Source organism: Halocynthiibacter styelae (assembly GCF_016123485.1).
Taxonomy (GTDB): Bacteria; Pseudomonadota; Alphaproteobacteria; order Rhodobacterales; family Rhodobacteraceae; genus Halocynthiibacter; species Halocynthiibacter styelae.
The window spans coordinates 126,141-138,702 of the sequence record NZ_JADCKQ010000007.1; the positions used below are offsets into that span (position 1 = coordinate 126,141).

The window sequence follows — 12,562 nt, forward strand, 5'->3', positions numbered from 1 at the left end:
GGTTAGTTGGCACTTCGTAGCATATCCTGGGCGCGGTTCCACCCCTGGGATCCCCGGGGCAGCTGATCTGCCGCACGCCGGGCGTGAATTTCTGCGTTGCCTGTGTTGCCGGCCAGGGCATAGCGTTCCGCTGTCACCAGTGACGCCATGCCCGGGTTGCCGGTTTTGCTGTAAACCACCGCCAGATCACGCAGCATCCGGGGCTGGCGTGGATCGTGGCTGTAGGACCGTTCCAGCACGCGTTTGGCCTCGCGCAGGCTGCTTTGGGTGTCGGCGGCCAGAAGGGCACGGCCATAGCCCGCAAGGATCAGCGGCTGATCCGGCAGGATCTGTGCGGCGCGGCGATAGCTTTGCACCGCACGGGTGGCCTCGCGGCTTTCCAGCAGGATCTGACCTTTCAGCTCATGATAGTACGGATCATTCGGGCGGGCGTTGATCAGGGCGTTCACATTTTCCAGCGCCTTGCGGGTGTTGGCCTGGCGGTGAAAGGCGATGGCGCGTTGCAGGATCACGGTTTCGGTCACATCATTGCCGCGCGTCCGGCGCAGACGCCGCAGGGTTTCCCGCGAATTTCCTGTGAAGGCAGACAGTTTCGCCCGCGCCCGGTCAAACCAGTATTGCGCGGTCGGGGTGATGTCTGAATTGCCCCCATAGGCGGCGGCATAGCCCCGCACCTGACGGCGGCGTTCAGACGATAATGGGTGTGTGCGGGCGTATGGGTCCTGGCGACCAACGGACAGGACTTCCTGACCATGCAGCAGATCCAGCACGCGCACCATGGCTTCGGGATTAACACCGGCATTCGCCATAAAACGCGCACCGGACTGATCCGCAGAACTTTCTTCGCCACGGGTATGGGCAAACAACACCCGCTGGGATGTGCCCACAGAACCGGCGGCAATACCGGATGCGGCCTCGGGGCTGCCCGCGGCGGCAACAAAGGCTGACAGCAACAGACCAAAGCCCGCCGCAGTGCGTGAAGATCGCATATTCGCCAGACGCCGTGAGATATGGCCATTGGCGATATGGGCGGCTTCATGGGCGATCACCGCCTGCAACATGGAAGGGTCTTCCATGCGGGTGATCAGGCCTGAGTGAATGAAGATATGGCGCGTATCAATGATGAAAGCGTTGAGAGAACGGTCACTCAGCACGATGATCTTCACCCGCGAAGGGGACAGACCGGCCGCATTCAGGATCGGACGGGCCAGTTCTGTCAGGGAATGTTCAAGTTCCGCATCCCGGATCAGGTTCTGGGCCGTTGCGGATTGTGCAAGGGGCAGTGTCATAATCCCCGCCGCGCACAGCATTTTCAGCGGGTGGGTGATGTGTTTCTGAATAAACTTGCGCAAAAACATTCGTATCCTCTGGCCACGGCATGTGGATTACGGGGCAGTCTAGTGGTGTGGTGAAGCAATAGGCAAGCGGCCTGGGGCCTGTTGGCGTGATTGTGACAGGGAACGGGCGGGAAGGTGCCGATAGGCGTGTGAATTGCACCCTTCACAGCGCACCGGACTTAGGGGATAAAGGCGCAAAACCCTGGCAAGCAAAGCAGAGCAGATGATCACAAAACTTCGCGCGAATGGTTTTATCGCCGCCTTTCTGGGGCTGGCTCTGCTGGCGTCGCAGCCCCTTACAGCACAGGACCGTTTCACCGGTCAGGCCCGGGTGATCCCTGACAGTACCATTGTGACAGAGGCAACAGACGGTGGCTTCAGCATGGCGCTGACCCTGTCGCAGGGCGTGCCGTTTCAGGTGTATACGCTGGCGGACCCCATGCGTCTGGTTCTGGATTTCAACGAGGTCACCTGGCGTGATCTGGATCGCACAAAGCTGCGCAATCTTTCTGGTGTCTCTGATCTGCGCGCCGGGGCTTTGCGTCCGGGCTGGTCACGGCTGGTGCTGGAACTGAACAAGCCCCTGGGGGTGCGCAGTGCGTTCATGCGCATTGATGACGCCAGCCAGCAGGCCACCCTGAACCTGAATGTCATTTCTGTACCGGAAGAGGCATTTCTTGCCGGGGCAGGTGCGCCGGACACCGGGGTGGCTGCAGATGAAGATGTGGTCGACGTGCCCGGTGAAATCATTCGTCGCCAGCAAGGCGATCGTGCGCTGACTGTGGTGCTTGATCCGGGCCATGGCGGTGTGGATCCGGGGGCGCAGCGACAGGGTCTGAACGAAGCTGATCTTATGTTGGATTTCGCCCGTGCCCTGCGCGAGGAACTGGTGCGGGCTGGCGGGTTTAACGTGGTTTTGACCCGCAATGACAACAGCTTTATCTCGCTGGAACGTCGGGTGACCATCGCCCGTGCCGCCCGGGCTGATCTGTTTATTTCCCTGCACGCAGATACAGTGTCTGAAGGCCAGGCGACCGGAACCACGATTTATACATTGTCTGATGAAGCCTCAGACCGGGCATCCGCTTTGCTTGCGGAACGTCATGATCGTGAAGACCTTCTGGCCGGGGTGGATCTGCGCCGGCATGATGATCAGATCGCGATGGTTCTGATGGATATGGCCCGCCGCGAAACCGCCCCGCGCAGCACCCATCTGGCGCAGCAGCTGGTTGCAAGCATCCGCCAGGACATCGGCAATCTGTACAAACGCCCGCATCTTGAGGCCGGGTTTTCCGTGCTGAAAGCGCCGGATATTCCGTCTGTTCTGATTGAGCTGGGTTTTATGAACAACCCAAACGATCTGAACCGGATCTTATCTTCTGAATGGGAACAATCCATGACCCGCGCCATCCGTCGCGCGCTTCAGGAATGGGCGCTGCAGGACGCCGCAGAAGCGCAGCTGATACGACAGTGAAAATCCCACCCGCCGCTGCTTGCGCAAATGCAACGGTTCATGGGTAAGGCAGCGTGAAGCAGGCAACAGATGGCCGAAGCGTTTTGACGCCAGGACAGGGGCGCTTTATGTTGCGCAGACAGGAATCGCGGTTTTGTGGTAAGATCAGCAGAACAGACGCCAGAACAGATGCCGAGCAGGCCGGAGCAACAGAGTGATCGCTTTTATTTCAAGAATGCTGGGCGGCGTGTTCAGTTTTATCACCCTCGGGGTCTTTATGGCGATGCTGGGGCTTGCTGCGGTGTTTGTCATGTATGGGCGCGATTTGCCGAACCATGAACAGCTGTCGCAATATACACCGCCGACCATCAGCCGGATTTATTCCGGTGAAGGTCGGATCATGGATGAATTTGCCCGTGAACGCCGTCTGTTTACCCCGGCGGATGACATTCCTGATCTGGTCAAACAGGCGTTTATTTCTGCGGAAGACAAGAATTTCTATAATCACGGTGGCTTTGATGCCCTGGGTATTCTGGCGGCTGTACGGGATGCAGCGCGGGGCGGGCGTCTGCGCGGGGCGTCCACGATTACACAGCAGGTGATGAAGAACTTCCTGCTGGGCGGTGAACGTCGCCTGGAACGTAAGATCAAGGAAATCATCCTGGCGGCGCGGATTGAAGGCACGCTGGATAAAGAAGCGATCCTTGAACTTTATCTGAACGAAATCTTCCTGGGGCAGAATTCCTACGGGGTGGCGGCTGCGGCGCAGACCTATTTCAATAAAACCCTGTCCGAACTGGATCTGGAAGAGGTCGCCTATCTGGCCGCCCTGCCAAAAGGCCCGTCGAACTATCATCCGGTGCGTGAATATGAACGCGCAGTGACCCGCCGTAATTTCGTACTGAAAGAAATGTATGAAAACGGCTATGTCAGTGAACTGGCCTATAATGAAGCCCGCGAAGCGCCATTGCGGACGGTTCAGAATGGCGATTACCCGGCTTTCCGCCGCTCGCTGCCGCCACGTGATTACTTTACCGATGAAATCCGCCGTCAGCTGTCTGAAGATTTCGGCGAAGAGGAATTCTTCACCGGCGGCCTGTCCGTGCGGGCCACCATGGATCCGGAATTGCAACCCGTGGCCGCCTCTTCCCTACGTAAAGCGCTTGAGGATTATGACCGGGGCCGGGGCATCTGGCACGGTATCGTGGATCAGGTTGATCCTGCCCTGCTGGACGGCGAAGACAACTGGCGTGCGACGCTGGCGGATGTTGAAATTGCGCGTGATATCGAAGGCTGGTTCCCGGCGGTTGTTCTGGACGTTAGCAGCACCCACGCCCGTATCGGCATTGAAGGTGTGGAAGAAGATGCTGATGGTCACTGGATCGTCCCCCGTGACGTGACATGGGCGCGGAAACTTCTGGAAGATGGCAGCCTTGCCCGTCAGGCCCGCAATGCCGGTGATCTGGTTGAGGTCGGGGATGTCGTACATGTGCGCGCCATGACCAGCGACAGTGATGGCAGCTTTATCCGCTGGACATTGCGCCAGGTGCCCGAGGTCCAGGGCGGCTTTATGGCGATGGATGTGAACACCGGTCGTGTGATTGCGATGCAGGGCGGGTTCTCTTACCAGTCTTCCGTCTTTAACCGCGCAACCCAGGCCCAACGTCAGCCGGGCTCAAGCTTCAAACCCTTCGTTTATGCGGCGGCGCTGGACAGCGGGTTTACACCTGCAACCATCGTTATTGACGCCCCGATCGAAGTTCAGACCGGTGCAGGCATCTGGCGGCCACAAAACGCCAGCCGTCAATTCTATGGCCCAACACCGCTGCGCACCGGGATTGAACGGTCGCGGAACCTGATGACCGTGCGCCTTGCCCAGGAAATTGGCATGGATGTTGTAGGCGGCTATGCGGAACGCTTTGGCGTGTATGACCGCATGAACCCGTTCCTGTCGAATGCGCTTGGGGCACAGGAAACCACATTGTTTAAGATCGTGTCCGCCTATGCGATGTTTGCCAATGGCGGCGAACGGGTGGAACCGACCCTTGTTGATCGTGTGCAGGATCGTTGGGGTCGCACGATTTACCGACACGATCAACGCCAGTGTACAGATTGCAATGACGACGTGATTACACCGGGCTATGGCCCGCGCATCACATCTGACCGTGAACGGGTGATGGATCCGATCACCGCTTATCAGCTGACATCTATGATGCGGGGCGTTGTGGAACGCGGGACAGCGTCGGGGCGTGTGAACCTGAATGTGCCTGTGGCCGGTAAAACCGGGACAACCAATGAGGCGCGCGATGTGTGGTTTGTTGGCTTTACCTCAAACATCGTGGCCGGTTGTTACATCGGGTATGACCGCCCGCGTCCGCTGGGCCGTGGGGCATCCGGTGGTGGTTTCTGTGGCCCGGTCTTTAACCGTTTCATGCAGGAAGCGACCGAGAAATACGGTGGCGGTGCCTTTGACGTACCGGAAGGCGGGCACTTCATTAAGATTGACCGTTTCTCTGGCGCACGTCTGGCCAATGACGCCTCTGGCGACAATGTGGTTGCGGAATACTTCCGGGATGGGGAAGAACCTGTCTTTGGTCTGGGGGCCGCAATTGACGGTGGTTTCGCTATGGGGGCCAACCTGCCGTTGTTTGAAGAAGCACGGGACAATGTGCAGACCGTGACCACATCCACCGGACGTCAGGTGGAAATCGGCGGCCAGGCCAACAGTTTTGACCTGCTGGACGGCGGCGAATACTGACGCGGCCTGCAATTTCATGAAAAACGCAACAGTATCCGCCCTGCGGGTGCTGGACGGCGCGGCGGGGCGTTGCTATCACCGCTACAAATATGATCAGAGGAAAAGCCATGCGCGCGGAAGCACAGAACTGGGTTGAGGCCATTGAAAAATCCATTGCACTGCTGAAGCAGCGCCTGGATTGGGAAACTGCGCCCCATCGTCTGGAAGAATTCAACGCACGTGTTGAAGACCCGACCCTCTGGGACAATCCGGAAAACGCACAGAAGCTGATGCGCGAACGTCAGATGCTGGTGGATGCGCTGGATACCTGCAAAGGGATCGCGCAGGATCTGTCTGACAACGTCGAGCTGATTGAACTTGGCGAGATGGAAGAAGACGAAGAAGTCATCAAAGATGCGGAAGAGGCGCTGAAAGCCCTGGTTGAGAAAGCCGCTGAGAAAGAGCTTGAGGCACTGCTGGACGGGGAAGCCGACAGCAATGACACCTTCCTTGAGATCAACTCTGGTGCCGGTGGTACAGAAAGCTGTGACTGGGCGTCTATGCTGGCACGGATGTATGTGCGTTGGGCTGAAAAGAAGGGCTATAAGGTTGAGCTGCAATCTGAGAGCGCTGGTGAAGAAGCGGGTATCAAATCTGCGGCCTATAAGATTTCCGGTCACAACGCTTATGGCTGGCTGAAGTCGGAAAGCGGTGTGCATCGTCTGGTGCGGATTTCGCCGTTCGATTCAGCCGCGAAACGCCATACCTCTTTTACCTCAGTCAAAGTCTATCCGGTTGTGGATGACAACATTGAAATCGAGGTAAACCCGTCTGATCTGCGGATTGATACCTACCGGTCGTCCGGTGCAGGTGGTCAGCACGTGAACACCACCGACTCTGCCGTGCGGATCACCCACATGCCAACCGGTATTGTGACCACAAGTTCTGAGAAATCCCAGCACCAGAACCGGGACATCGCGATGAAGGCCCTGAAATCCCGCCTGTATCAGATCGAGCTGGATAAACGGTCTGCGCTGGTGAATGAAGTGCATGAAAACGCCGGTGACGCGGGCTGGGGCAACCAGATCCGGTCTTACGTGCTGCAGCCCTACCAGATGGTGAAAGACCTGCGGACCAACTATGAGACCTCTGACACCAAAGGGGTATTGGATGGCGCGCTGGATGGACTTATGGCGGCGACACTGGCGATGGATGTTGCGGGTAAGTCCCGCGGCGAAGCCCAGGGCGTCGACTGATTATAAGAGAGATTGCGCGGCCTGACGGCCACGCCTGGTTTTGTTTCGGGGGCACCCGCCTTTCAGGCGGGTGCCCTTTACTTTTATGCCTCCGGCGGGGATATTTTCGCTGAAAAGAAAGAGACAGGATTTACAGAGTATGATGTTGAGAAATCTGATTGTGGCATGCCTGCTGCCAGTGGCCATGCCAGTCACCGCCCAGGTCCCCCTGACAGAGTTCCTGGGACCGCATGGCTGCGCAATTGGTCCGTCAACTGAGGCGGCAGCGCTTGAGGCGGGATTTGAGCAGGCGGTTATCGATGATCTGAAAGCCGCGCCGGATGCGATCAGGTCCGGTCATTGGGCCTATCTGCCAGAACCCATCTGCCAGATAGAATTGCCGCAGGTGGTGAGTGAGATTTCGCTGGATGATCCCGATATCCAACCTGCGATTTCCGCAGTTGATGCCTATACGGAATACGGTGATCCCGGGTGTTTCCTGGATGGACAAAAGTTGAGAAACCTGGTGATCATTAACCGGAGCTGGGACCAGGAGAATGCCTTTCAGGCATATATGCGATTTATCGCGGCCGGGATACTAAGCGGTGAGCTGCGGTTTTATTCCGATGACCCATTGCGCACACCTCCCGGATTTCAGGTTCTGCATGGAAGCTGTGCAGAGGCAACGGCAACGGACGAGATTCTTGAGAACCACCGGGTTCTGAGGGAAGTTTTCGTGCCCTTTATCGAAACCGCCGGCAGGCAGGGAAACGCAGCGGATTGCGCGGATGGAGATGTTTTCGGAACGCAGAGCTGGCAAATGGTTGAAGAACTGAGCAAGGGGCGCAATACCAATGCGCATCTGTCTTTCGAAATGCAGCTGATCACTTTTGGGGCGGGCTGGTATGAGGGCATGTCCTCCGATGGGATGGGCACGCCACGCCCGCCGCTTTGTGGCGTTTACCAGGAGTAAGCGACTTTCGTGACGCATGGTTTCAGGGCAAGCCTGCGACAAAATGCTGGCGCGGCAATCTGTCCCTTGCTAGCCTGATGCCACAATAACAGCAGTGGGTGGAACTGGAGCGGAGGAGGGCGCCAGAGGACACGCGCGAAACCGCTGCAAGACAGGAAGGCGACCCATGGCAGAGAACACTGTGCCAGAGGCATCACCGCGACCGGATATCGCGGAAATTTCGATTTCAACCCTGAAGACCGCCATGGGGCGCGGCTTTGCCGATTTTCGCAAAGCGCCGATGTTCGGGCTGTTCTTTGCCGCGACCTATATGATTGCGGGCTGGATCATGACCTGGATCACCATGGCGACGGGGCAAAGCTACTGGCTTGTGCTGGCGGTTTTTGGTTTTCCGCTGGTTGGGCCTTTTGCCGCGATTGGTCTGTATGAGGTCAGCCACCGGATTGAGGCCGGGCTGCCGCTGGAATGGCGCGAAGTCCTGGGGGTGATCTGGCGGCAGAAGGATCGTCAGATCCCGTCCGTTTGCGCCATCGTGATCTTTATCTTTCTGTTCTGGTTCTTCATCTCGCATATGATTTTTGCGCTGTTTCTGGGAACGATGTCGCTGGTCAATGTGTCTGATCCCGGGTTCTTTATGACAGGGAACGGGCTGATCATGCTGATGTTTGGTACCGTCGTGGGCGCGGCGCTGTCGTTCTTTTTATATGCGATCACTGTGATGACCCTGCCAATGCTGCTGGATCTTGAAATGGATTACATCACCGCGATGATCCTGTCTGTGCAGACGGTGGCCGCGAACTTTGGTGTGATGATGTTCTGGGCCGTGCTGATCGGGGTTATGATGTTTATCGGCATGTTGTCTGGCTTTATCGGCCTGCTGGTTGTGTTGCCGGTGCTGGGACATGCATCCTGGCATCTGTACCGTCTGACGCTGGTGCCTGTCACACGGCGCAAGCGGACGCGGGGATAAACTGTTTTATTCCAGATCTGTCAGGTTCGTCGGGGTTGGGATGGCACCAGCCGCTGTCAGCATGGCATGGATCTGGCCCCGGGGGTGGGGCCGGTGATTGATCCGAAGAAGGCGCCTCTGTCGAGGCGATGCGCGTGACCGGTGAGGCCATCCGCGGCATTTATCAGCGCGCCGTTTTGCCAGGTGTTGTAGCGCGCCATGAGGCGGCAGAAATCGGCTGAGATAATGTTCTCAGGTCCTTATATTGTCATGTCGGGGGGCGACAGAGGCATTGGTATCCGGTCAGTTCTATTGCAGCGGCAGATCTGTACTGTGAGATACGGTATTAAGGTTCTGGCATTTGGGCAATTAGGCCAAGCCCTGCTGTGACCTTGCGTTTCCAGCAATGAGACGCTGGCAAATAAAAAGGGCACCGCAGTGGGTGCCCTTTGAAATTTGTAATTCAGTAAACCTGATTATTCAGGTTTTGCGGCAGGCTTTGCATTGGCAGACGCGTTCAGCGGGTCATCCTGACGTTGGACGGAACCTTCGAAATGCGCGCCGGATTCAATCGCGATGGTTTTGTGAATGATGTCACCTTCCACGCGTGCGGTGGAGGTCAGGCGGACTTTCAGGCCACGCACACGACCAACGATGCGGCCGTTGACAACCACGTCGTCAGCAACAACTTCGCCGCGTACAGTGGCACCTTCGCCAACTGTCAGCAGATGTGCGCGGATGTCGCCGTCAATCTGGCCTTCAACCTGGATGTCGCCGGTTGTCTTCAGATTGCCTGTGATATGCAGGTCAGAAGACAGCTGGGATGCTGGTGGTTTTGCCTTTGGGGCAGGGGCCGCCGCAGCGGGTGCAGGCACAGCTGGCTTTTCAACCGGTGCTGCTGCTGGTTTGGAAGTGTCGTCAGAACCTGCTTTTGGACCTGGTTCGTGGATTTTGCTCTTAGAAAACATCTTGGGCTGCCCTGATATAGTTCATGGGATTTACGGGTGTTCCGCCGACGCGGATCTCATAGTGAAGATGGGTGCCGGTCGAACGTCCGGTGTTCCCCATTTCGCCGATTTGCTGACCACGCGATACACGTTCGCCGACACGAACGTGTAGACGGGTCTGATGTGCATAGCGGGTTTCGATACCAAAATCATGCTGAATTTTCACCAATCGGCCATAGCCCGACTGCCAGCCAGCATGTGTCACAACGCCATCCGCCGTTGCGTAAATCGGGGTGCCATGGGCCCCGGCAAAGTCTGTACCATTGTGCATCCGGCCCCAGCGACGGCCAAAACCAGATGTAAAACGGAAATTTCCTTGTACCGGCATTGCGAAGGGCGCTTTCTGCGCGGCAATACGGTACAGGTTCACGCGGTCCATTTCGCGCAGAATAGCATTGGCGCGCAGGCTGTCGGCATCGATCTGGCCGTCGGCACCGGGCACCAGCAGCGGTGTCAGTGGGCCACCAAGACCGGAATAGCCCTGACGCACGGATTCAATCAGACGATCCGGGTCCTGACCTACGGCGCGGAACATATCATCCAGCGGTTTCAGGGAAACGGTGACCGCATCCTCAAGCTGTTGAAAAATCCGGTCATTGCGTTGTTCCACCAGGCGGGCTTCAAACAGCAGATCTTTCACAGTGTTTTCATGCGCCGTGGCAAAACCTGCGATACGGTCACGTTCATCTGCGGTCTGTTCCAGCGCAGCAGTCAGGAAATCAAGGGTGTTTTCGACATCCGCAACACTGGACGCTTCTGTGCGGGCAGACCCGGTCTCACCGGCCAGTTCAGCCGTCAGTGTGTTCACATTGTCCCGGGCATTATCGCGTTCTGACAGGGCAGAATTCAACTTGCCCTGAATGACCTCAAGCCCGGTTTCCAGCTCGCGGCGGCGATCTTCAGCGGCCAGAAGCTGGCTTTGCATGGCGGACACTTCGGCCAGCGCCACGTTAAAGCGGGCCTGTGCAGCAAGGCTTTCGGCGGCGCGTTGATCGCGTTCAGAGGACAGGGTGTTCAGACGTTCTTCGTAAAGGACTTTTTCCCGCTGGCTCTGGTCACGGACAGATCCGGCACCAATGTTATCCATCAGCAGAATGGCGGTTGCCAGAACGGTCCAGGAAAAGGTCAGGGTAACACCGGTCAGTGCGGTGACCTGCGCCAAAGGCGAAAGACGGATAAAACGGGTTTCCTCGTCAGAACGCAAAAAGATACGTCTGTCCGGAAAACGCTTTTCCAGCAAAGAATTCAGCTTAGTAAATGCCACGTCACTTAACCCGTCACACAGGGCCGCATAACCCTGACAGCGAAACAGTTTCCCGGTCGCTGATATTTCGTCCCAAGTCCCGGCAGGTGGCGTCGTGAACCGCCTGAAGAACCCCTCAATGCCAGCCTGTTTGCACAGGTTAAGGCTTTGGTAATCTGTTAGCGCCACCCCGGCTTTGGGGCAAGAATTTTTGCGCGATACAGGGTCAAAATGATAAAAACCGGCGGGTTATGGCCGGTTTTTTGTCTGATCTGATGGAATTTCACCGGGAAGATACCGGATCCGATGGGGTTATTCCTGGGGCAGATCTTCTGTCAGGGGCCAGTAGAAATCAGGCGGCAGGCCCGCTTCGGCGCGTTTTTCTTCGTTAAACGGCGGGCGCAGCAACCCGTGGAAATATTTGCGCACAAGGCTGTGAAACTGTTCCTTCGGGTCCAGTTCATGACGGCCACAGAGGAAGTGAAACCATTTGGACCCATAGGCCACATGGCCGACTTCTTCGGCATAGATCACTTCAAGCGCGGCAACAGATTCATCGTCTTTTGCCTTGCGGAAAATTTCGATCATGCCGGGGGTGACATCCAGGCCGCGGGCTTCCAGAACCATGGGGACAACCGCCAGCCGTCCCATGAAATCTTCTGCCGTATCTTCCGCTGCCCGCCACATGCCGGCGTGGGCCGGGAGTGCGCCATAATGGCTGCCAAGACGTTCAAGACAGTCAGATACCATATTGAAATGATTGCTTTCTTCCGTAGCGGCCTTGACCCAGTCATCATAGTAACCGCCGGGCATTTTTACATCAGCAAACCGGGCAATGATATCCCAGTGCAGATCAACCGCATTCAGTTCAATATGCGCGACGGCGTGCAAAAGTGCGATGCGCCCGGCGTCGGTTCCGGGACGGCGACGGGGCACGTCACGCGGTGAAAGCAGTTCAGGTTTGTCGGGACGTGCAGGGAAATCCGGCGGGCTGGCTGTGCCAATGTCAGGCAGATCACCAGTCTTGCGCATGTCAAACCAGGCCTTGCCATGTGCAAGACTGCGCGCCGCCTTTTCACGGCCATCTGCGCAGGTCAGCACGTCTACCGCCATTTCCGACAGGGTCATCATGCGGACAGCTCCTTCACGGTGGCCAGGACTTCTTCGACATGACCAGGCACTTTCACTTTGCGCCAGATCCGGGCGATTGTGCCGTCAGAAGCGATCAGAACTGTTGTGCGTTCAATGCCCCAGAAGGTTTTGCCGTACATCTTCTTTTCTTTCCAGACACCGTATTTTTCACAGGTTTCACTGTCGGCATCCGACAAAAGAGGCACGGTCAGCCCATGTTTCTTGCGGAAGTTTTCGTGTTTCTTCAGGCTGTCTTTGGAAATCCCGAAAACGCGCGCGCCCGCGGCTTCAAATGCGGCTTTGTCATCAGAAAACCCGCAGGCTTCTTTGGTGCAGCCCGGCGTATTGTCTTTGGGGTAGAAAAACAACACAACCGCGCTGCCCGCCAGATCTGACAGGGTGATGTCACCGCGATCATCTGATGGCAAAGCGAAATCAGGCGCTTTTTCGCCAGTTTCAGGTGGGGTGTAGGATGTATCGGTTGGCATGGGCTTCTC

At 57.1% G+C, this 12,562-nt stretch carries 10 protein-coding genes; 5 read left to right on the forward strand and 5 right to left on the reverse strand.

Annotation, left to right across the window (positions count from 1 at the left end):
* Positions 1 to 2: 2 nt before the first annotated feature.
* A complete protein-coding gene (locus tag H1D41_RS10955; protein ID WP_228848944.1) occupies positions 3 to 1,358 on the reverse strand; it encodes a M48 family metalloprotease in 1,356 nt (451 codons plus the stop codon).
* Positions 1,359 to 1,560: 202 nt separating this feature from the next.
* Between H1D41_RS10955 and H1D41_RS10960 the strand changes: the two genes are divergently transcribed.
* The 5 genes from H1D41_RS10960 (at position 1,561) to H1D41_RS10980 (ending at position 8,705) form a co-directional block, all read left to right on the forward strand.
* Positions 1,561 to 2,811, forward strand: a complete 1,251-nt coding sequence (locus H1D41_RS10960; protein WP_228848945.1) for an N-acetylmuramoyl-L-alanine amidase — start codon at positions 1,561 to 1,563, stop codon at positions 2,809 to 2,811.
* Positions 2,812 to 3,004: 193 nt separating this feature from the next.
* Complete coding sequence (locus H1D41_RS10965; RefSeq protein WP_228848946.1) at positions 3,005 to 5,548, forward strand: penicillin-binding protein 1A; 2,544 nt, start codon at positions 3,005 to 3,007, stop codon at positions 5,546 to 5,548.
* Positions 5,549 to 5,655: 107 nt separating this feature from the next.
* Positions 5,656 to 6,783, forward strand: coding sequence for a peptide chain release factor 2 (prfB, locus tag H1D41_RS10970; protein WP_228848947.1), 1,128 nt, complete (start codon positions 5,656 to 5,658; stop codon positions 6,781 to 6,783).
* A 139-nt stretch (positions 6,784 to 6,922) separates the two neighbouring features.
* Complete coding sequence (locus tag H1D41_RS10975; protein WP_228848948.1) at positions 6,923 to 7,735, forward strand: hypothetical protein; 813 nt, start codon at positions 6,923 to 6,925, stop codon at positions 7,733 to 7,735.
* 166 nt (positions 7,736 to 7,901) lie between these two features.
* Complete coding sequence (locus H1D41_RS10980) at positions 7,902 to 8,705, forward strand: DUF2189 domain-containing protein (protein WP_228848949.1); 804 nt, start codon at positions 7,902 to 7,904, stop codon at positions 8,703 to 8,705.
* A gap of 455 nt (positions 8,706 to 9,160) precedes the next feature.
* On the opposite strand, the gene H1D41_RS10985 is transcribed toward H1D41_RS10980, so the two are convergent.
* The 4 genes from H1D41_RS10985 to bcp all read right to left on the reverse strand — a co-directional run bounded on the left by H1D41_RS10985 (position 9,161) and on the right by bcp (position 12,553).
* Complete coding sequence (locus H1D41_RS10985; RefSeq protein ID WP_228848950.1) at positions 9,161 to 9,652, reverse strand: bactofilin family protein; 492 nt, start codon at positions 9,650 to 9,652, stop codon at positions 9,161 to 9,163.
* The gene (locus tag H1D41_RS10990; protein ID WP_228848951.1) at positions 9,642 to 10,955 is read right to left on the reverse strand and encodes a DUF5930 domain-containing protein; all 1,314 of its coding nucleotides are present in this window, start codon (positions 10,953 to 10,955) and stop codon (positions 9,642 to 9,644) included. Before H1D41_RS10990 ends, H1D41_RS10985 begins: the two co-directional genes overlap by 11 nt.
* A gap of 291 nt (positions 10,956 to 11,246) precedes the next feature.
* Positions 11,247 to 12,065: a ferritin-like domain-containing protein gene (locus H1D41_RS10995; protein WP_228848952.1), complete on the reverse strand. Its 819-nt coding sequence runs from the start codon at positions 12,063 to 12,065 to the stop codon at positions 11,247 to 11,249.
* Positions 12,062 to 12,553, reverse strand: a complete 492-nt coding sequence (bcp, locus tag H1D41_RS11000; protein ID WP_228848953.1) for a thioredoxin-dependent thiol peroxidase — start codon at positions 12,551 to 12,553, stop codon at positions 12,062 to 12,064. Before bcp ends, H1D41_RS10995 begins: the two co-directional genes overlap by 4 nt.
* Positions 12,554 to 12,562 lie beyond the last annotated feature (9 nt).